The organism is Mycobacterium sp. 852014-52144_SCH5372336, assembly GCF_001665615.1.
GTDB classification, from domain to species: domain Bacteria; phylum Actinomycetota; class Actinomycetes; order Mycobacteriales; family Mycobacteriaceae; genus Mycobacterium; species Mycobacterium neumannii_A.
Genome location: NZ_LZSW01000057.1, coordinates 231525 through 249902, shown reverse-complemented (window position 1 = coordinate 249902; position 18378 = coordinate 231525). Strand labels below are relative to the sequence as shown.

Annotated in this window: 23 protein-coding genes; 14 read left to right on the top strand and 9 right to left on the bottom strand. The window is 66.9% G+C overall.

The genetic code is table 11. From position 1 onward, the window contains the following. Nucleotides 1-29 precede the first annotated feature (29 nt). Entirely contained in the window at nucleotides 30-1637 is a 1608-nt protein-coding gene (locus tag A5759_RS19820) for an amidohydrolase (RefSeq protein WP_068200596.1), read from the bottom strand. Between the two features lie 141 nt (nucleotides 1638-1778). On the opposite strand from A5759_RS19820, the gene A5759_RS19815 reads away from it, so the two are divergent. Beyond that, nucleotides 1779-2243, top strand: coding sequence for a YciI family protein (locus A5759_RS19815; protein ID WP_064425312.1), 465 nt, complete (start codon nucleotides 1779-1781; stop codon nucleotides 2241-2243). A gap of 7 nt (nucleotides 2244-2250) precedes the next feature. Here the strand turns inward: A5759_RS19815 and A5759_RS19810 are convergent, their stop codons facing one another. Then, entirely contained in the window at nucleotides 2251-2505 is a 255-nt protein-coding gene (locus tag A5759_RS19810) for a DUF3253 domain-containing protein (protein WP_064425313.1), read from the bottom strand. A 336-nt stretch (nucleotides 2506-2841) separates the two neighbouring features. Between A5759_RS19810 and fadD8 the strand changes: the two genes are divergently transcribed. Then, on the top strand, nucleotides 2842-4482 hold the full coding sequence (gene fadD8, locus A5759_RS19805) for a fatty-acid--CoA ligase FadD8 (protein WP_369816241.1): 1641 nt from the start codon (nucleotides 2842-2844) through the stop codon (nucleotides 4480-4482). Between the two features lie 81 nt (nucleotides 4483-4563). Here fadD8 and A5759_RS19800 read toward each other — a convergent pair whose 3' ends face one another. Both A5759_RS19800 and A5759_RS19795 read right to left on the bottom strand, forming a co-directional pair. After that, nucleotides 4564-5166, bottom strand: a complete 603-nt coding sequence (locus tag A5759_RS19800) for a nucleoside/nucleotide kinase family protein (protein ID WP_068200593.1) — start codon at nucleotides 5164-5166, stop codon at nucleotides 4564-4566. Then, nucleotides 5150-5359 carry a hypothetical protein gene (locus A5759_RS19795; RefSeq protein WP_064398109.1) on the bottom strand — a complete coding sequence of 70 codons (210 nt, stop codon included), beginning with the start codon at nucleotides 5357-5359 and terminating at the stop codon, nucleotides 5150-5152. Before A5759_RS19795 ends, A5759_RS19800 begins: the two co-directional genes overlap by 17 nt. A 151-nt stretch (nucleotides 5360-5510) precedes the next feature. Here A5759_RS19795 and A5759_RS19790 point away from each other — a divergent pair, with 151 nt between their 5' ends. Genes A5759_RS19790 through A5759_RS19775 form a run of 5 tightly spaced genes read left to right on the top strand, consistent with a single transcriptional unit; the run spans nucleotide 5511 to nucleotide 9086 of the window. Then, nucleotides 5511-6713, top strand: coding sequence for an RNA polymerase sigma factor (locus A5759_RS19790; protein ID WP_068200669.1), 1203 nt, complete (start codon nucleotides 5511-5513; stop codon nucleotides 6711-6713). Nucleotides 6714-6723: 10 nt separating this feature from the next. Then, nucleotides 6724-7410, top strand: coding sequence for an HAD family hydrolase (locus tag A5759_RS19785; protein ID WP_068200591.1), 687 nt, complete (start codon nucleotides 6724-6726; stop codon nucleotides 7408-7410). Nucleotides 7411-7426: 16 nt separating this feature from the next. Next, complete coding sequence (locus tag A5759_RS25725) at nucleotides 7427-7759, top strand: hypothetical protein (protein ID WP_369816240.1); 333 nt, start codon at nucleotides 7427-7429, stop codon at nucleotides 7757-7759. Then, nucleotides 7729-8178: a nitroreductase family deazaflavin-dependent oxidoreductase gene (locus tag A5759_RS19780; protein WP_068200589.1), complete on the top strand. Its 450-nt coding sequence runs from the start codon at nucleotides 7729-7731 to the stop codon at nucleotides 8176-8178. The genes A5759_RS25725 and A5759_RS19780 overlap by 31 nt, the downstream gene beginning before the upstream one ends. Beyond that, nucleotides 8175-9086, top strand: a complete 912-nt coding sequence (locus A5759_RS19775; protein ID WP_068200587.1) for a 1,4-dihydroxy-2-naphthoyl-CoA synthase — start codon at nucleotides 8175-8177, stop codon at nucleotides 9084-9086. The genes A5759_RS19780 and A5759_RS19775 overlap by 4 nt, the downstream gene beginning before the upstream one ends. A gap of 55 nt (nucleotides 9087-9141) precedes the next feature. Here the strand turns inward: A5759_RS19775 and A5759_RS19770 are convergent, their stop codons facing one another. Beyond that, nucleotides 9142-10086: an oxygenase MpaB family protein gene (locus tag A5759_RS19770; RefSeq protein WP_068200585.1), complete on the bottom strand. Its 945-nt coding sequence runs from the start codon at nucleotides 10084-10086 to the stop codon at nucleotides 9142-9144. 146 nt (nucleotides 10087-10232) lie between these two features. Between A5759_RS19770 and A5759_RS19765 the strand changes: the two genes are divergently transcribed. The 4 genes from A5759_RS19765 to A5759_RS19750 all read left to right on the top strand — a co-directional run bounded on the left by A5759_RS19765 (nucleotide 10233) and on the right by A5759_RS19750 (nucleotide 13689). After that, on the top strand, nucleotides 10233-10799 hold the full coding sequence (locus A5759_RS19765) for a TetR/AcrR family transcriptional regulator (RefSeq protein ID WP_066842107.1): 567 nt from the start codon (nucleotides 10233-10235) through the stop codon (nucleotides 10797-10799). Nucleotides 10800-10871: 72 nt separating this feature from the next. Next, on the top strand, nucleotides 10872-11756 hold the full coding sequence (locus A5759_RS19760) for an SDR family oxidoreductase (protein WP_068200583.1): 885 nt from the start codon (nucleotides 10872-10874) through the stop codon (nucleotides 11754-11756). Next, entirely contained in the window at nucleotides 11757-13298 is a 1542-nt protein-coding gene (locus A5759_RS19755) for a long-chain-fatty-acid--CoA ligase (protein ID WP_068200582.1), read from the top strand. A 19-nt stretch (nucleotides 13299-13317) separates the two neighbouring features. After that, the gene (locus A5759_RS19750) at nucleotides 13318-13689 is read left to right on the top strand and encodes a VOC family protein (RefSeq protein ID WP_068200580.1); all 372 of its coding nucleotides are present in this window, start codon (nucleotides 13318-13320) and stop codon (nucleotides 13687-13689) included. Between the two features lie 11 nt (nucleotides 13690-13700). Here A5759_RS19750 and A5759_RS19745 read toward each other — a convergent pair whose 3' ends face one another. Genes A5759_RS19745 through A5759_RS19735 form a run of 3 tightly spaced genes read right to left on the bottom strand, consistent with a single transcriptional unit; the run spans nucleotide 13701 to nucleotide 15577 of the window. Then, nucleotides 13701-14003 (bottom strand): DUF3349 domain-containing protein, encoded by a 303-nt coding sequence (locus A5759_RS19745; protein ID WP_064399847.1) that lies wholly within the window; start codon nucleotides 14001-14003, stop codon nucleotides 13701-13703. A gap of 13 nt (nucleotides 14004-14016) precedes the next feature. Continuing rightward, nucleotides 14017-14301 carry a hypothetical protein gene (locus A5759_RS19740; RefSeq protein ID WP_068200579.1) on the bottom strand — a complete coding sequence of 95 codons (285 nt, stop codon included), beginning with the start codon at nucleotides 14299-14301 and terminating at the stop codon, nucleotides 14017-14019. Between the two features lie 13 nt (nucleotides 14302-14314). Then, nucleotides 14315-15577, bottom strand: a complete 1263-nt coding sequence (locus A5759_RS19735) for an inorganic phosphate transporter (RefSeq protein ID WP_066842117.1) — start codon at nucleotides 15575-15577, stop codon at nucleotides 14315-14317. A 222-nt stretch (nucleotides 15578-15799) separates the two neighbouring features. On the opposite strand from A5759_RS19735, the gene A5759_RS19730 reads away from it, so the two are divergent. Next, a complete protein-coding gene (locus tag A5759_RS19730) occupies nucleotides 15800-16102 on the top strand; it encodes a DUF3349 domain-containing protein (protein WP_064399641.1) in 303 nt (100 codons plus the stop codon). Between the two features lie 47 nt (nucleotides 16103-16149). Beyond that, complete coding sequence (menE, locus tag A5759_RS19725; protein ID WP_207544979.1) at nucleotides 16150-17268, top strand: o-succinylbenzoate--CoA ligase; 1119 nt, start codon at nucleotides 16150-16152, stop codon at nucleotides 17266-17268. On the opposite strand, the gene A5759_RS19720 is transcribed toward menE, so the two are convergent. Continuing rightward, nucleotides 17265-17606, bottom strand: coding sequence for a DUF3140 domain-containing protein (locus tag A5759_RS19720; protein WP_064399642.1), 342 nt, complete (start codon nucleotides 17604-17606; stop codon nucleotides 17265-17267). The two genes, menE and A5759_RS19720, sit on opposite strands and share 4 nt — an antisense overlap. 76 nt (nucleotides 17607-17682) lie before the next feature. Here A5759_RS19720 and A5759_RS19715 point away from each other — a divergent pair, with 76 nt between their 5' ends. Next, on the top strand, nucleotides 17683-18297 hold the full coding sequence (locus A5759_RS19715) for a pyridoxamine 5'-phosphate oxidase family protein (protein WP_064425321.1): 615 nt from the start codon (nucleotides 17683-17685) through the stop codon (nucleotides 18295-18297). Nucleotides 18298-18378 lie beyond the last annotated feature (81 nt).

The window sequence follows — 18378 nt, the reverse complement described above, 5'->3', positions numbered from 1 at the left end:
GGCGAAGCCTAGCGACCGTCGCGGTCTGATCAGGCGCCTTTCCGGTAAACCTGCCGTCCGGCAAGGTATGTGGCTTGAACCTCGAGGTCGGCGATGTCCTCGGCTGCCACCGAGCGCGGATCGGCCGACAGCACCACCATGTCGGCATACTTGCCCACCTCCAGCGATCCGACCACATCGTCGGCGAACAACTGGTAGGCCGCATCCACCGTCTGTGCGCGGATCGCCTGCTCGACGGAGATGCGCTGCTCCGGGCCGATCACCCGCCCGCTGGGCGCCGTGCGGGTGGCCGCGACGCTGATGTTGCGCAGGGGTTCCTCCGGGGTGACCGGCGGATCGTTGTGCAGCGAAATCCGCATACCCGTGGCGACCGCGGATCCGCATGGCATCCAACGGCTTCCGTGTTCGGCACCGAACAGCCCGTCGACGATGATGTCGCCCCAGTAGTGGATCTGGTCGACGAACACGCTGCAGACGACGCCGAGATCGTGTGCGCGTTGCAGCTGATCGTCACGGATGGCGCCGACGTGCTCGAGCCGCAGCCGGTGATCGTCGCGGGGCCAGCGCCGCAACGCTTCTTCGTACACGTCGAGGATGGTGTCGACACCGGCGTCACCGTGCACGTGGCACGCCATCGGCCACCCCTTGGGGAAGTAGGCGTGCACGATCTCGGTGAGTTGTTCGCGGGTGTAGTTGGCGTGCCCACACGATCCGGGCGCGACGCCGATGGTGCGCGTGGCGTCGGAGTCCAGGTACGGGAACGACAGGTCGATGTTGCCGATCCACGGCGACCCGTCCACCCAGATCTTGATGCCGACCTGACGGAGCAGGTCGTCGCCGTCGGCCGGTGCTGCGTCGGTGGACATCTCGGCATTGGAAATCTCGTAGAGCCGCAGTCGCACGCTCAATTCACCGCGCAGTGCTTCGATCACGGGCCGGAACACCGGGTCGAAGGCCATCTCCGAGCACGTGGTCAGCCCTGCCGCGTTGAGCCGCTGCAGTTCGGCGTGCAGCATCGCCGGGTAGGCGGCCGGATCGATCACGCCGGCCAGAAGGCTGAACACCGCGGCGGTCTCCTCGGCGGTGCCGTCGAGGTCACCGTGTTCGTCGCGACCGTACCGGGCGCCTTTGGGGTCGGGAGTGTCGCGAGTGAGACCGAAGCGTCGGGCGGCGGCAGTGTTGAAGTAAGCCTTGTGCCCGGAGTTGTGCACGATGACCAGCGGGTTGTCCGGTGCGACGTCGTCGAGCCAGGCCAACGTCGGATCCGGTAATCCCGCCTGCAGCAGCGGATCCCAGCCGTTGAGGTACGCGCCATCGGCGCCGCAATTGGCGACCTCGGCCCGGATCGCGGCAACGACGTCATCGGCATTGGGCAGGGTGACCGGTCGGATGTCGACCATCCGCTCCGACAGCACGATGGCCTCCATCAGCGGGTGGCCGTGCGCCTCGACGAATCCGGGCATCACGCAGCCGTCGACGTCGACAGTCTCGGTGTCGGGGCCGACCCAGCCGTCGATATCGCTGCGGCTACCGACCGCGACGATGCGGCCGTCGCTCACCGCAAGCGCCTCGGCGGTCGGCTGGTTGTCGTCGACCGTCAGGACGGTTCCGCGGATGGCCAGGTCAGCGGCAGGCATACGGCAATCTTCTCAGTCGCAGGAGAAGTCCGATGAAAAAATGTCGCGCCGCGTGTCGATTTCGGTGAAGGGTCGTTCGACGTAGTCATGAGGGGCACCCCACGACACGGCCGGCCCCTTCCCGACGAAAGGTGAAGAACAATGGCGCGATACATGCTGATCATGCGAGTCACCCCGGAGGCCGAGGCCGCGTTCGCCGAGGCCGATGTCGACTTCAGCGAGGTCATCGAGTCGATGGGCCGTTACAACGAGGAGCTGATCAAGGCCGGTGTGATGCTCGCGGGCGAGGGCCTGACCGGGCCGGAGGACGGCTTCGTCGTCGACTTCGTCTCCGATCCACCGGTGGTGACCGACGGCCCGTACACCGAGGCCAAGGAGTTGTTCAATGGCTTCTGGATCATCGACGTCTCCTCGAAGCAGGAGGCCAAGCAGTGGGCTCAGAAGTGCCCCCTGGGACCTGGCGTCAAGCTCGAGGTGCGGCTGGTCGGCGAGACCGACCAGTTCCCGCAAGACAATCCGTGGATCAAGAAGGAAATCCAGTGGAAGGCCGAGTTGGCCGAGAAGATCGCGGCGCAGGCACGGGCGGAGGCCGACAAGTTGGGCTGAACGGTCGCTAGGTGGCGCGGATCCGGATGGGTCCGCGCCACGTCGCGTTAGGGTCGAGCACCTCACCCTTCTGGGTGATCTCGACGTCACCGTCGCGGGCAAGGTCGCGAGCGGTCCCGCGGGCGTCGTCCATCAGCTCGCGCCAGTCGTCACCGCCGACGGCGCGGGCCGCGTCGGACGGGCAGATCGTCTTGTCCGGGCCGCGTTCACGGGCGAGGCTCAGGATCGTCTCGCGCAGCCGCTGCCTGGCATCGGTGCCCACCGGCCGAACCCTACGCGTTACGCGCCCGCGCAGACCCCGGAGTCGCGGATCACCCCTCCGCGGACGTTGGCCGTCGCGATGTCCGATAGCAGCCGGATGTGGCTGTCGCCGTTGCTTCAACGACGGGATCCGTCACCACACATGACTCGAAGAGGATGGACGTCAACTTATGACGATTGGGGAGGCCGTTACCGCACCTATCACCAACACGAGCGAGAGCTCTCGTTCATTCGAGTTTCGTAGACTGCTCGCCGTCAGCGAGAGCTCGTCGATGAACCGCTTCGCGCGGCGATTCCCGGGGACCTGGTGACTGGAACTGGAACACGTTCTAGTCTGATGGTCATGACTCAGGCTGCTGCTTCTTCGCGCGAGCGCTCATCAGGCGACCTGCTGCGCCATCCCATCCACTCCGGCCATCTCACCGTCGGGGCACTGAAGCGGAACAAGGACAAGCCGGTGCTGTTCCTCGGGGACACCACGCTCACCGGTGGACAGCTCGCCGAGCGGATCAGCCAGTACATTCAGGCGTTCGAGGCGCTGGGCGCGGGTTCGGGAACGGCCACCGGCCTGCTGTCGCTGAACCGGCCGGAAGTGCTGATGATCATCGGCGCCGGGCAGACCCAGGGCTACCGCCGCACCGCACTACACCCTCTCGGCTCTCTGGACGACCACGCGTATGTGTTGAACGACGCCGGGGTCACGTCGCTGATCATCGACCCGAACCCGATGTTCGTCGAGCGGGCGCAGGGACTGCTGGAGAAGGTGCCCACGCTCAAGCAGGTGTTGACGATCGGTCCGGTGCCTGCCGAGTTGGAGGGCGTCGGCGTCGACCTGACCGCCGAGGCCGCCAAGTACTCGCCGCAGGCCTTGGTGGCGGCGGACCTGCCGCCCGATCACATCGGCGGCATGGCCTACACCGGCGGGACGACCGGTAAGCCCAAGGGCGTGATCGGCACCGTGCAGTCGATCACGACGATGACGACGATCCAGTTGGCCGAGTGGGAGTGGCCGGAACGCCCGAAGTTCTTGATGTGCACCCCGCTGTCGCATGCGGGTGCGGCGTTCTTCGTGCCGACGATCATCAAGGGCGGCGAGCTGGTCGTGCTGACCAAGTTCGACCCGGCCGAGGTGCTGCGGGTGATCGAGGAGCAGAAGATCACCGCGACGATGCTGGTGCCGTCGATGATCTACGCGTTGATGGACCACCCGGATTCGCGCACCCGCGACCTGTCGTCGTTGGAGACGGTGTACTACGGCGCCTCGGCGATGAACCCGGTGCGGCTGCGCGAGGCGATCGACCGGTTCGGCCCGATCTTCGCCCAGTACTACGGCCAGTCCGAGGCGCCGATGGTGATCACGTACCTGGCCAAGGGCGATCACGACGAGAAGCGGTTGACGTCCTGCGGGCGGCCGACGGTGTTTGCGCGGGTGGCGCTGTTGGACGGTGACGGCAACCCGGTGTCCCAGGGCGAGGTCGGCGAGATCTGCGTGTCCGGGCCGCTGGTGTCCGGTGGCTACTGGAACAAGCCGGAGGCGACGGCCGAGACGTTTCGCGACGGTTGGATGCACACCGGCGATCTGGCCCGCGAGGATGAGGACGGCTTCTATTACATCGTCGACCGGACCAAGGACATGATCGTGACCGGTGGGTTCAATGTGTTCCCCCGCGAGGTGGAAGACGTTGTGGCCGAGCACCCTTCGGTTGCCCAGGTGTGTGTGATCGGAACGCCCGACGAGAAGTGGGGCGAGGCGGTGACCGCTGTCGTGGTGCTGCGCCCCGAGGCCGACCGCTCCGAGGCGGCCGTCGCGCAGATGACCTCCGAGATCCAGGCGGCGGTCAAGGAGCGCAAGGGATCGGTGCAGTCACCCAAGCAGGTGATCGTCGTGGACTCGGTGCCGGTGACCGCGCTGGGCAAGCCGGACAAGAAGGCCGTGCGCGCGCAGTTCTGGGAGGGTTCTGAACGCGCTGTCGGCTAGCTTTTCTTGCTGCGAGCGACCCCTTTTGCCCGCGGGTTGACGGCGTGTCGGCGGGCAGACACGGTCGCTCGCGGGGGTTCGCTACGGAGTGACCACGAAATCTGCTCTGTCCCAGACGGCTTCGATGCGCGCGGCGTTGGGGTCGTCGACGGCGCGCACCCACGCCTCGGCCTGTTCGGGTGACTTACCGAACTCGACGTGGCGGGCGATGAGGCGACGACGGCGAACGTCGGGCGGGGCGTCGACGAACCAGACCTCGTCGAGCAGGGCGCGGATCGTCGGCCATGGGGGCTCGTCGTCGAGAAGGTAGTTGCCCTCCGTCACGATCAGGCGATGGTCGGGCATCACGGCGATGCTGCCGGCGATGGGCTGTTCGAGATCGCGGTGAAACGCCGGCGCGTAGACGGTCTCGTCGCCCTGTGCCCTGATGCGTTGCAGCAGAGCGAGATACCCGTAGGCATCGAACGTGTCGATGGCGCCTTTGCGGTCGAGGCGGCCGAGCCGCTGCAGTTCGGCGTCGGCGAGGTGGTAGCCGTCCATCGGCACGTAGACCGCATCGTCGACCGCGGTCGCGACCGCCTCGGCCAGTGTCGACTTGCCAGCGCCCGGCGCACCCGTGACGCCGAGAACGACGCGGGGCTGTCGGCGCCGCAGCGCGTCGAGGCGACTAGCCCAGGAGGGCATCGATTTCCGCGGCGAAGCGAGCAAGTCGCTCCTCTTCGCTCGGAATGCCCCGCTGCTCGTCGGCGGCCCGCTGCCAGCCCAGCCGCCACATCCGCGCGATCGCCCGATCCCCCAGCCCCGCGTACGGGTTGACGAGCGTGTGCGGGAATGCCTTGCGGCCTTCCCAATACGCTGTGACCAACCTGTGGGTCATACCTTCTAACTTTCCGTCGCGAGCTCGGCGAAAGCGCTGCGACACGCCGCAGGAAAACGTAGATTACGCGTCCCGAACTCCGGCGTGAGGCCCGCGTCGGCACAATGAACGCGTGAGCGACGTGCAGGCGACCGTCGACGCGGTGTGGCGCATGGAAGCGGCGAAAATCGTCGCGACTCTGACGTGCTCGGTCGGCGATGTCGGGCTCGCCGAAGACCTGGCCGCCGACGCGCTCGTCGACGCGCTCGAGCAGTGGCCGACGACGGGTGTACCGCGCAACGCCGGCGCATGGTTGACCACCGTTGCCAAACGCAAGGCCATCGACTTGTGGCGCCGTCAGGACAATCTCGACAGCAAATACGCCGCGATGGCTCGCGAGCTCGAAAGCCACGTCGAGGAATCGTGGGACCCCGACCGCATCGACGACGACGTGCTCCGGCTGATCTTCATCTCTGCGCATCCGGTGCTGCCGCGCGAAGGCCGTATCGCGTTGACATTGCGGGTCGTCGGCGGGCTTACGACCGAGGAGATCGCCCGCGCCTTCCTGACGTCCACCGCGACGGTCGCCGCGCGGATCACCCGCGCCAAGAAGGCCCTCGCGGCCGCGAACGTGCCGTTCGAGGTGCCGGATCGCTCGGAGTATCCGGAGCGGCTGTCGGCGGTGCTGAGCGTGATCTACCTGATCTACAACGAGGGATATTCGGCGTCGTTCGGTCAGCGCTGGATCCGCGACGAGTTGTGCACCGAGGCGCTTCGCCTCGGCCGGGTGCTGGCCGCGCTGGTGCCCGACGAACCGGAAGTCCACGGCCTGGTGGCGCTGATGGAGCTGCAGTCGTCGCGCTTCGCCGCCCGCACCGACGGCGACGGCAGGCCGATCCTGCTGGAGGACCAGAACCGGGCGAAATGGGATCGAGCGCAGATCCGACGCGGGGTGGCCGCGCTCGAGCGCGCCGCGAACACATTGCGGCGCAAGGGCGCTGGATGGGGCTCTTATGCGCTGCAGGCGGCGATCGCCGAGTGCCATGTCACCGCGCCCACCGCCGCCGACACCGACTGGCACCGCATCGTCGCGCTGTACGACGGGTTGGCTCGCGCGGCGCCGTCGCCGGTCGTCGAATTGAACAGGGCGGTGGCGGTGGCGATGGCCGACGGCCCCGAGGCAGGGCTGGAGATCGTCGACTCGTTGACTGGGTTGGAGGGCTCGTATCTGTTGCCGAGCGTGCGCGGCGAACTGCTCGCCCGGCTGGGCCGCGGCGCAGAGGCCGCCGGCGAATTCGACCGGGCAGCCGCCATGACCGACAACGAGCGGGAACGGGAAGTGCTGCGCGACAAGGCAAGTCGAGTTGGTCGGTAGCATCGGTGCCATGAGTGAGATCAACGCCGTCCTGTTCGACTTTTCGGGTACGTTGTTCCGGCTCGAGGAGGACGAGAGCTGGTTTCACGGGATGGAGGTCGACGACCGCGAGGTCGACGGCCACGTCCAGGCCGAGTTGATGCGCCGGATGACCGCGCCGACGGGCCAGCACGTCGAGATGACTCCGGAGGCTCACCGCGTATGGGTGAACCGCGATCTGGCCCCGCATCTCCATCGCGAGGCGTATCTGCACGTGCTGCGCGAGTCCGGGTTGGCCAACGAGCACGCCGAGTCGCTGTACGGGCTGTTGATCGATCCGATGAACTGGACTCCGTATCCCGACACCGCCGAGGTGCTGCAGGGTTTGCATCGCAGGCACATCAGGGCGGCGGTGGTGTCGAATATCGCCTTCGACGTGCGACCGGCGTTCGTCTCCCTCGGTGCGGCCGAATTCGTCGACGAGTTCGTGTTGTCCTTCGAAGTCGGCGCGGTCAAACCCGACCCGGCGATCTTCGAGATCGCGCTGGACCGGCTGGGCGCGGAAGCCGTGTCCGCGTTGATGATCGGGGACAGCGACGAGGCCGACGGTGGCGCCCGCGCGGTGGGCTGCCGGTTCGCCCTCGTCGATCCGCTGCCGACCACCGAGCGCCCGGACGGTCTGCGAACCGCGCTGTCCGGCCACGGCGTCGCGATCTGAGCGATAGCCTCACGGCATGGGCGATCGGATGACGCCCCCGCGGTGGCTCAAATACGCCAACAAGTTGGTGATGGTGCTGCTGCGCCTCGGGCTGCCGATCTCGCGGCACGAGTCGCCCGTGGTGTTGACGGTGCCGGGCCGTAGGACGGGCAAGCCGCGGTCGACGCCGATCACGCCGATGTTCGTCGACGGCGCCCGCTACGTCATCAACGGATGGCGCGGACTGGGTATTGGAGACCGGGACACCCGACGAGCTCGAGGGGATGGCGGGCCGCCTGCCGGTGTTCCGCGTCGATCCGATCACGTAGCGTTTGCGCCATGTCTGACATTCGCCTGCCGTGGTGGCTGAAGTACGTCAACAAGGTGATGATCGGCCTGCAGAAGCTCGGCATCCTCGGGGAGAAAGGACCCGTTGTGCTGTCCGTACCGGGACGCAAGACCGGCAAGATGCGGTCCACCCCGGTCACGCCGATGGAGGTCGACGGTCAGCGCTATGTGGTCGGCGGGGTACCCGGCTCCGACTGGGCCGCCAATGTCAGGGCGGCCGGTGAGGTCACGCTGCACATCGGCCGCCGCAGCGAACGTGTGCGGATGGTGGAGATGCCCGTCGACGAGGCGCGACCATTGTTGCGGGAGTTCCCGTCGAAGGTGCCCACCGGGGTCGACTTCATCAAGAGCGCCGGACTGGTCACCGGACCCGACCCCGACGAGTTCGAGGCGCTCGCCGGTCGCTGCCCGGTTTTCCGCATCGATAAGGTAACCCCGTGAGTGACAACCCCTTTGACCCGTCGTTGTGGCAGTCCATCGAGGGCGTCGAACTGACCGACATCACCTATCACCGCCACGTCGTCGACGGCGTTCCGCGGCCCACGGTGCGCGTCGCGTTCGACCGGCCCGAGGTGCGCAACGCGTTTCGGCCGCACACCGTCGACGAGCTGTACCGCGTCCTCGACCACGCGCGGATGTCATCGGACGTCGGTGTCGTGCTGCTGACCGGCAACGGGCCCTCGCCCAAGGACGGCGGATGGGCGTTCTGCTCCGGCGGGGATCAGCGGATCCGCGGCCGCAGCGGGTACCAGTACGCGTCGGGCGAGACCGCCGAGACCGTCGACCCGGCGCGCGCCGGGCGCCTGCACATCCTGGAGGTGCAGCGGCTGATCCGGTTCATGCCCAAACCGGTGATCTGTCTGGTCAACGGGTGGGCCGCCGGCGGCGGACACAGTTTGCACGCGGTGTGTGACCTGACGCTGGCCAGCCGCGAGCACGCCCGGTTCAAGCAGACCGACGCCGACGTCGGCAGCTTCGACGGCGGATACGGCAGCGCATATCTGGCCAAACAGGTCGGCCAGAAGTTCGCCCGCGAGATCTTCTTCCTGGGCCGCCCCTACACCGCCGAGCAGATGCACGCGATGGGTGCGGTCAACGCCGTTGTCGACCACGCCGAACTGGAGACCGTCGCTCTGCAGTGGGCTTCGGAGATCAACGGCAAGTCACCGCAGGCGATCCGGATGCTCAAGTACGCGTTCAACCTCACCGACGACGGTCTGGTCGGTCAGCAGCTGTTCGCCGGTGAGGCAACACGATTGGCGTACATGACCGACGAAGCAGTCGAGGGCCGCGACGCGTTCCTGGAGAAGCGCGACCCCGACTGGAGCGGCTTCCCGCGCTACTTTTAGGCGGCGGTTTGGGTGCACTAGCAATCGCTGAGCGACTGGTAGCGCACCGGAATCGCTACTCAGGTGCGACGGCGCCCGGCACCCGGTAGGCCCACGACTTCTTCTGCCGCTCGGCCATCTTCTCCAGGCACTGGTGATGCTTGCGGGCGTGGTAGGCCAGCGGAAAGTACGTCAGCCGGTCGGGAAGTACGCGGTAGGCGATGCGGATGGCCTTGTAGATGCGGTTGAGCTGGCGCTCCTCTTCGGGGCTCCAACTCACGCCGAGCTTGGTGCGCAGACGCGGGTCGAGCAACCCGACGATCGACAGGTAATTGAAGCGGAATGCGGGCCGCAGCATGGCTTTGATCAGCGGATAGAACACCTTCGGCACCGACGGGGGCAGCTCCATCGTGCCGGTGATCAAGTCGTCCATCAGCTTCCGGGCCTGCGGCGTGGCCTCGAGTTTGTCGATCATCGACTCGAAGTAGTCGGTCATCTCCTGATCGGTCTCGGGATAGTCGCGCATCGGCACATGCAACAGGCGCGCCAGTCGGCGGTTGTCGCGCAGCAGTTGGGTCTTCTCGTCGTCGGTGAAGTCCCGCCCGATCAACAAGCGAGCACCGTGGACGTTGACGATGTAGCCGGTGCAGATAACCCACTGGTACGCCTCGGGATTCAGGGCGCTGATCTGTTTGCCGGTCTCCGCGCTCTTCATCGTCATCGGCCGGTGCATGGCCCGGACCCGATTTCCTTCGGCCACGGCTTCGGTGCCGCCGTAGGTCCACCGCAGCACCGAGTCAATGGACCGGATCGCCCGTCCGCCCGGATCGCCGTGGAACGACGCGGAATAGCGGCCGGTGACCTCGGCGATGACGGGATGCATCGCCTGCATCATGAACGCCGCGCCCTCGAAGATCAGGAACGTCCAACGGCCCGTGTGCTCGGCGGTCAGCGAATCCGGCGGTACCAATTCGATCGGTTCGTCGTCGACAGACAGATCGATGTCCGAAGTGGCGGTCATGGGCGGCGTCCACCTCCATTTCAGGTCGTTCGGCGAGGCTAATATGACCGACAGGTCGCATTCAAGTCGCATAAGGGGCGTTGGTGAGCGTGAATATGCACAGGTCAGCACGGAGAAAGACGCCGCAGCAGCAGCGCTCTCGTGAGATGGTCGCAAAAATCGTCGAGACGACGGCCGGTCTGCTCCTCACCACCGATCCTGCCCAGGTGACGACGAACCTGATCGCCGACCGGGCGGGCGTCAGTAAAGGATCGATCTACCAGTACTTCGCCGATAAGGACGAGATCCTCGAAGCGGCCATCGAGCATCTCGCCCTCTCGCAGGCCCCGGCCATCGAGGAACGCCTCCGGGCCGTGACGCTCGCCCAGCCCGCCGAGGCGATGGCGGCCTCCATCGACTTCCTCATCGACGTCACGATCGCCAACCGCGGCCTGCTTCGGTACCTCGCCGAACGTCCGGACCACGTGCGCGCTTTCGAGAGCATTTCGGGTTTGAATGCCACGCTCGTGGCGATGTCGACGCTGCACATGAACCACTACCGCGACCAGTATCGCAACGAGCTGAGCCCAAAAGCGTTGGCGTGGTTGTTCTTCAACATGGCGGTGGCGACGACCCTGCGGTACATCGAGTCCGACGACCCGATCCGCCTGGACGAACTGCGCGCCGGGCTGAAGTTCGCGTCGTCGGGTCTGCTGGCCGCCGGCCGCAACTGAGCGATTTGTGCACGTTCTGGAGCGGTGAGCGCGCGTTTTCGTGCACAAGCCGCTCGCCTAGACTCACCGCTCGTGAGCAAGAGCCCGTTGCGGCGGTTGGCCGACCAACTCGTCCTGACCACCATGCGCCCGCCCGTGGTCCCCGAGTTGCTGCAGTACCAGCCCGGCCGCGACATCGTTGACCTGCGGGGTAAGCGCATCCTGCTCACGGGCGCGTCATCGGGGATCGGCGAGGCAGCCGCGGAGAAGTTCGCCCGCCGCGGCGCCACCGTCGTGGTGGCGGCACGCCGACAGGAGCTGCTGGACGCGCTGGTCGACCGGATCGCCGACGACGGCGGGGACGCCAGGGCACACGCCTGCGACCTGTCGGATCTCGACGCGGTCGACGGGCTGGTCGAACGTGTCGTCACTGAGCTCGGGGGCGTCGACATCCTGATCAACAATGCCGGCCGGTCGATCCGCAGACCGCTGGCCGAGTCGCTGGACCGTTGGCACGACGTCGAACGCACCATGGCGATCAACTACTACGGGCCGTTGCGACTGATCCGCGGCCTGGCGCCGGGCATGCGCGAGCGGCGCGACGGCCACATCATCAACGTGTCCACCTGGGGTGTGCTCAGCGAGTCGTCGCCGTTGTTCTCGGTGTACAACGCGTCGAAGGCGGCGCTGACCGCGGTGAGCCGAGTCATCGAAACCGAGTGGAGCGCTGACGGAGTGCACTCGACCACGCTGTTCTATCCGCTGGTGCGCACGCCGATGATCGCCCCCACTCGCGCCTACGACGGATTGCCGGGGCTGTCCTCCGACGAGGCCGCCGAGTGGATGGTCACGGCCGCCAAGACCCGGCCCGTGCGGATCGCGCCGCGGATGGCTGTCAGCGCCCAGGTGCTCAACAGCTTCGCACCCGCGGTCGTCGACGCCGTGATGAAACGGCAACGCCTACAACCGAACAAGTAAATGCCCCACCCCGACATCGCGACCGTCGCCGACATCGCACGCGTCTTCGGCGCCGAACGTCCGGACGCGGTCGCATTGATCGCCGGTGATCGCACCACGACGTTCGGTGACCTCGATACCCGGTCCAGCCGGGTAGCCCAGGCGCTGCGCGCGGCGGGTGTGGGGTTCGGCGACCGGGTCGCGTTCATCGAGAAGAACGGCATCGAGTTCTTCGAAGTCGCCTGTGCGCTGTCCAAACTCGGCGCGGTCGTGGTGCCGGTCAACTGGCGACTGGCACCACCTGAGATGCTGCACATCATCGACGACGCCGACGTAAAGGTGGTGATCGTCGGCGCCGACTTCTTCTGTCACGTCGAGGCGATCGAGGACCGGCTGACGGCACTGGTCGTCGCCGTCGGCGAGCACCCCCGGTGGCCGGAGTTCGATCGCTGGATGGGCGCCTATCCCGCCGACGACCCCTGCGTCGCAACGCAACCAGACGATGTCGCGTTTCTGATGTACACCTCCGGCACCACCGGAGCGCCCAAGGGCGTGATGCTGACCAACGACAACTACTTCTGCAAGGCCACCGGGATCGCCGACAAATGGCGCTTCGACGCCGACAGTGTGAGCCTGGCCGTGATGCCGATGTTTCACATGGCGGGCTCCGGCTGGGCACTGGTGGGTCTGTGCGAGGGCGCGCGCACGGTCGTGCTGCGCGACGTCGACCCGACCGCCATCCTCGAAGCCGTTGCACAGCACGGTATTACGAATATGCTGCTGGTGCCGGTGGTGATCCAGCGCCTACTGGAAACCCCGGGCGTCGAGCAGACGGACTTCTCGGCCCTGCGCGCCATCGTCTACGGCGCATCGCCGATCACCGACGACGTCCTGGTCCGGGCGCTGGAGCGGTTCAACTGCGATCTGCTGCAGGTGTACGGGCAGACCGAAACCACCGGATCCATCACCCAACTCGACCGTCACGACCCCGAACTGCTGCGCTCGTGCGGTAAGCCGTTCGGGTGGGTCGAGGTACGCATCGTCGACGACGCCGGCCGCGACGTCCCCACCGGGACCGTCGGCGAGCTGTGGACCCGCTCGCGCCAGAACATGCGCGGCTACTGGAACAACCCCGCTGCGACGGCCGCCACCGTCACCCCGGACGGCTGGTTGAAGACCGGCGACGCCGGCTACGTCGACGCCGAGGGTTATGTGTACCTGCACGACCGGGTCAAGGACATGATCGTGTCCGGCGGCGAGAACGTGTACCCGACCGAGATCGAGAACGTTCTGATGACACATCCGGACGTCGCCGACGTCGCGGTGATCGGCGTTCCGGACCCGACGTGGGGTGAGGCGGTGAAGGCGGTCGTGGTGCCCGCGGCGGGCTGCTTCCCCGGCGAGGCGGACCTCATCGCGTACGCCCGCGAGCGGCTGGCCGGGTTCAAGCTACCCAAGTCGGTGTCGTTCGCCGAGGACCTGCCCCGCACCCCTAGCGGCAAGATCCTCAAGCGTGCGCTGCGGGAACCCTATTGGGAAGGTGTCGGGCGGCGGATCGGCTGAGCGTGATAGACACGATGTCATGGAGATTCTGGCCAGCCGGATGCTCATTCGGCCGGCGGACTATCAGCGTTCCCTGACGTTCTACCGCGACGAGTTGGGGCTGGCGATCGCCCGCGACTACGGTGCGGGCACGGTTTTCTACGCCGGCCAGTCGTTGATCGAACTCGCCGGCCACGGTGGCCCGCGGGCGGGCGGCACGATGTGGCTTCAGGTGCGCGACGTGTACGCCACCGAGAAGGGACTGTCGGGCCGGGGTGTACCGATCGCGCGTGAGGCACGTGAGGAACCGTGGGGCCTGCATGAGATGCACATCGAGGATCCCGACGGCGTGCTGCTGATCTTCGTTCAGGTGCCCGAGACGCACCCGCTGCGCCGCGACACCCGGCGGTGACGCCCTAGAGTTCAGCGCGCGGGGGCCAGCGGCCAGCCGACCGAGGCCAACCGCGACGCAACCTGATGCATCTCTTCGGGATTCGGCTCCTGCGCGGTGACCTGGTGGATCGCCGCGCGGATGTCGGCTTCGGTGACGATGTCCGAGTTCGCGCTCCTGAGCACCGCCTGCGCGGCGCTGACCACTTCGTCCTCGGCGAGCGAGCGCTTCAGCAGCGCGAGCAGCGGGAAGTAATCCGTGGGCGGCACGCCCTCCGGATACCCGCGGCGCAGCCAGTTGAGCACGCTGTCCAGCACGGTGCGGTTCTCGGTCATGTTGTGGCGCAACTCATTTCTGCGGCATGAAGGGGAACAGGTCGATCCCCGTGTGGTGGATGATCGTGCCCCTGGTGATCCACAGCACCGCGGTGACGATCACCCATCCGACGAACACGAACAGACCGATGCCGAGGTATTTGCGGACCCGGTTGGGTGCGGTCACGGTGCCGTCGGCCGACTCGTCCCCGGCGCCGCTCGAAAAGGCCATCAAGCCGGTGGCGAACAACGCGGGCAGTCCCGCGCCCAGGACCAGCCCGACCACCAGTACCTTCAGAATGCTCTCGAGATAGGTCATCGATGTTCCTCCGCTACACCGTCGCCGGCGGCCTGACGGGCTCGGGCATTGCTTCCTCGATGGCGGCCCGCAGTTCGGCGGGGACCACGGAGTTGGTCGCACCGTCCCACTCGGCGTTGACGTTGGTGTGGTCGACCTTCTGCTGCTGAGCGCGCCACCACATGTAGAACGACAGGCCCACCAACACCAGGAAGATGAACCCGTCACCCGCGAGGCCCGATCCCGTGAGCGCCTCGACGCCATGGGCCAGCCAGAAGGACAGTGCGCCAACGAGTCCCGCGGCCGGCAGGGTGATCAGCCAGGCCACAGCCATCCGGCCCGCCACCGCCCAGCGGACTTCGGCGGCCGGCTTGCCGACGCCGCTGCCCAGGATCGAACCGGTGGCGACGTGGGTGGTGGACAACGCCATACCGGCGGCGCTCGAGCTGAGAATGATTGCGGCCGAGGATGCTTCGGCGGCGAAGCCCTGCGGTGACTGGATCTCCACCAGACCCTTGCCCAGGGTGCGGATGACGCGCCAGCCACCGAGGTAGGTGCCGAGCCCGATCGCGACCGCGCAGCTGAAGATGACCCAGAACGGCAGGCCGTTCTCCTTGACGTCGCCGCTCAGGTGCCCGGTGGTGATGAGCGCGAGCGCGATGACACCCATCGTCTTCTGCGCGTCGTTGGTGCCGTGCGACAGCGCGACCAGCGAGGCCGTCGCGACCTGGCCCCAGCGGAAGCCCTCCCGGCGGCGGCGCTCTGTCACCTTGCGGGTGATCCGGTACACCAGCCAGGTGCCGCAGGCGGCCACCAGGCACGCGATGAGCGGCGCGGCGATCGCGGGAATGAGCACCTTCTGGCTGATGCCGCTCCAGTTGACGCCTGCGGTGCCCATGGCGGCCAGGCCTGCGCCGATGAGCCCGCCGAACAGCGCGTGCGAGGAACTCGACGGGATGCCGAACAACCACGTCAGCAGGTTCCACAGGATGCCGCCGATCAACCCGGCGAAGATGATCGTCAAACCGGTCGACGCATCGATCGACGGCAGCAGGGCGCCGGTCTGGCCATCCTGGACGTTGAGCACCGAGGTGGTCACCGTGACCGCGACCTCGACCGACAGGAACGCGCCGACCAGGTTGAGGATGCCCGCCAACAGGACCGCGGTCTTGGGCTTGAGCGCACCGGTGGCGATCGACGTGGCCATCGCGTTGCCGGTGTCGTGGAAGCCGTTGGTGAAGTCGAAGGCCAGTGCGGTTGTGATCAACAGCACGAGGACGATCAACTCAGCGCTCACGGCGTTAATTCTGCGGCCATAGAGTTCGATTCACCTAATCTGCAACGCTCTTGGACCAGCGTGTCATCTGGCATTTCGCCTTCTCGGGCCATGTGTTCATCCATTGTTCACCCGCCGGCGGTCGAGCGTTTGCCGGCGACGCCGAACTCGTCTTGTCCGGTCGCGCACTAGCATCATCCAATCGGAAGTGGGTAGACCCGATGCGACACGCGGGAGGGCGCAGTGACGAAGTTTCTGGCCAAAATTGTCGCGTGGATCACAGCGGGATACCCCGAAGGGGTGCCCGGTCCGGACCGGGTGCCGTTGTTCTCGCTCCTGCGGCGGCGCCTCACCGAGGACGAGGTGCGAACCGTCGCCATGGAGCTCAAGCGGAACGGCGACTTCGACGACGCCGATATCGGAGTCCTCATCACCCAGATCACCGATGCGCTGCCGACGTCTGAGGATGTGGAGCGAGTTCGCCAACGATTGGCGGTCCGCGGCTGGCCCCTCGATGATCCACGCGACGGGGAGGGTGACCCATAGGCGTCCTGCGCGCGGTCGCGGTCGGGTCCGGTGCCGCGGCGTTGTCATTGCTGCCCGTCGTGCACGACATGCTGGCTGGCCGTGCCGCCGTGCTGCCGGTGCCTGCCGGAGACGATCGCGAATCATCTTTTCTGTCAGAGGCGTTGCGGTGCGGCGCGGAGATCGACGACGACGTGGCGGTGGTGGTGCCGACATCGGGTACTACCGGGACGCCCAAGGGTGCGATGCTGACCGCTGCCGCATTGACCGCCAGCGCCGAGTCGACACATCACCGGCTCGGCGGGCAGGGGCGCTGGCTGCTGGCATTGGCGGCCCATCACATCGCGGGGCTTCAGGTGCTGGTCCGCAGCGTCGTTGCAGGTACGACCCCGGTGGCCTTGGCGCCGACGTTCGATCCGGACGAATTGCCCTCTGCCGTCGACGCTTTGGGCCCCGGACGGCATTACGCCTCGCTGGTGGCCGTGCAACTCGACAAAGCTCTGCGCAACGAGAGGGCGGCCGACGCACTGGCCACGCTGGACGCCGTCCTGATCGGCGGGGGGCCGATGCCGGCGGGCCTGGCCGAACGTGCTGCCGCGGCGGGGATTTCGATCGTCCGCACCTACGGGATGAGCGAGACCGCAGGCGGATGCGTGTACGACGGTGTGCCGTTGGACGGTGTGCGGGTCCGGATTCGCGACAGCACGCGGCCGGTGACATCCGATGGGGGCCGAATCGTGTTGGGCGGCCGGACGCTTGCGAAGGGCTACCGCAACCCGGTTGACCCCGATCCCTTCGCCGATGCGGGCTGGTTTCGCACCGACGACGTGGGAGCCGTCGACTCCGAGGGCCGGTTGACGGTGCTCGGCCGGGTCGACGACGCGATCGGCAGCGGCGGGTTGACGATCATGCCGCAGATCGTGGAGGCCGCCCTTGCAACCCACGATGCGGTGGCCGAATGCGCGGTGTTCGGGGTGCCCGATGAGCGGCTGGGCCAGCGGGTGGCCGCGGCCGTCGTGCTCGCTACCGGACACGCCTGCCCGACGCCCGCCGAGCTGCGCGAGCATGTCACCGCGACCCTGGACGCCACCGCGGCACCGCGCGAGTTCCACGTCGTGGACCAAATACCGCGCCGCGGCATCGGCAAAGTCGACCGGCGCGCGCTGGCGGCCGAGTTCTCCAGTTAAGCCACAGGCTTGAGCGGGTCGTGACCGATCGTCATGAGCCTGTGCCGCCAGTTCTCCTGACCGGCCTTGGGCTCTAGGTCGACGCCGCGTTCGGCGTGGACGCGGTCGACGACCTTGCGCATCACGCGCACGTCCTCGTCGGTGAGGTCGACCGAGCGCTTCTGCAGGATCTCGAGCACGGCGCGGCCGGTCTCGGTGCCCGCCTGGTCGGGCATCTCTTCGGAGTCTTCAGTGGCCGACCGGGTGCGCAGCCAGTCCAGTAGTTCGCGGGACGTCATGTTGACCACGCGGTGGAATTCGTCCCACAGCGCGGCATCGACCTCGACGTGGTGTGCCATTGCACTCACCTCCGCCCGTTCGGCTACCCGGCGACCGACGGGGTTAACCCATTGCGCGGTCGAGCATGATGGACCCATGCGTCGCGAAGTCAACACGGTCGACGAGTTGCGAGCCGTCGTCGGGCGACCGGACCACTACGTCGCCAACAAGGTCAAGGACCGCCTGTCGCCGGTACAGCGCGACTGGCTTGCCCACTCGCCGCTCGGTTTCGTCGCGACGACGGATGCGCGCGGTCGAGTCGACGTGTCACCCAAGGGCGATCCGCCCGGCTTCGTGCACGTCATTGACGACACCGCGATCGCGATCCCCGAGCGGCCGGGCAACAAACGTGTCGACGGCTATCTCAACGTCCTGCAGAATCCGCATGTGGGCACGGTGTTCCTGATCCCCGGCCGTGGCGACACCCTGCGCATCAACGGCACCGCCACAATCGTCTCGGACGCCGATTATTTCGACGCGCTCGCGGTCAAGGGCAAGCGTCCGATCCTTGCGTTGGAGGTTGCGGTCGAAGAGGTGTTCTTCCACTGCGCCAAGGCTTTTCTGCGTTCGGAGACCTGGGACCCGTCGACGTGGAACCCATCGGCGCTGCCGAGCGTCGCGCAGCTACTCAAGGCGATCCGGCCCGAATGGACCCAGGCCAAACTCGACGAGTACTACAGCGAGGCCAACACCCGCACCCGGCTGTACTGATTTCGGTGTAGTCCGTCGCGGTGAATGCGACGAAACTACACCGAAATCACTCAGATCTGGGTGCGGCTCGGCGAATAGGGT

Coding starts and splice junctions, on each gene's coding strand:
- A5759_RS19820 (WP_068200596.1), bottom strand. CDS start 1,637: ATGCCTGCCGCTGACCTGGCCATCCGCGGAACCGTCCTGACGGTCGAC.
- A5759_RS19815 (WP_064425312.1), top strand. CDS start 1,779: ATGGCGCGATACATGCTGATCATGCGAGTCACCCCGGAGGCCGAGGCC.
- fadD8 (WP_369816241.1), top strand. CDS start 2,842: ATGGTCATGACTCAGGCTGCTGCTTCTTCGCGCGAGCGCTCATCAGGC.
- A5759_RS19800 (WP_068200593.1), bottom strand. CDS start 5,166: ATGCCCTCCTGGGCTAGTCGCCTCGACGCGCTGCGGCGCCGACAGCCC.
- A5759_RS19795 (WP_064398109.1), bottom strand. CDS start 5,359: ATGACCCACAGGTTGGTCACAGCGTATTGGGAAGGCCGCAAGGCATTC.
- A5759_RS19790 (WP_068200669.1), top strand. CDS start 5,511: ATGGAAGCGGCGAAAATCGTCGCGACTCTGACGTGCTCGGTCGGCGAT.
- A5759_RS19785 (WP_068200591.1), top strand. CDS start 6,724: ATGAGTGAGATCAACGCCGTCCTGTTCGACTTTTCGGGTACGTTGTTC.
- A5759_RS25725 (WP_369816240.1), top strand. CDS start 7,427: ATGGGCGATCGGATGACGCCCCCGCGGTGGCTCAAATACGCCAACAAG.
- A5759_RS19780 (WP_068200589.1), top strand. CDS start 7,729: ATGTCTGACATTCGCCTGCCGTGGTGGCTGAAGTACGTCAACAAGGTG.
- A5759_RS19770 (WP_068200585.1), bottom strand. CDS start 10,086: ATGACCGCCACTTCGGACATCGATCTGTCTGTCGACGACGAACCGATC.
- A5759_RS19765 (WP_066842107.1), top strand. CDS start 10,233: ATGGTCGCAAAAATCGTCGAGACGACGGCCGGTCTGCTCCTCACCACC.
- A5759_RS19755 (WP_068200582.1), top strand. CDS start 11,757: ATGCCCCACCCCGACATCGCGACCGTCGCCGACATCGCACGCGTCTTC.
- A5759_RS19750 (WP_068200580.1), top strand. CDS start 13,318: ATGGAGATTCTGGCCAGCCGGATGCTCATTCGGCCGGCGGACTATCAG.
- A5759_RS19745 (WP_064399847.1), bottom strand. CDS start 14,003: ATGACCGAGAACCGCACCGTGCTGGACAGCGTGCTCAACTGGCTGCGC.
- A5759_RS19740 (WP_068200579.1), bottom strand. CDS start 14,301: ATGACCTATCTCGAGAGCATTCTGAAGGTACTGGTGGTCGGGCTGGTC.
- A5759_RS19720 (WP_064399642.1), bottom strand. CDS start 17,606: ATGGCACACCACGTCGAGGTCGATGCCGCGCTGTGGGACGAATTCCAC.
- A5759_RS19715 (WP_064425321.1), top strand. CDS start 17,683: ATGCGTCGCGAAGTCAACACGGTCGACGAGTTGCGAGCCGTCGTCGGG.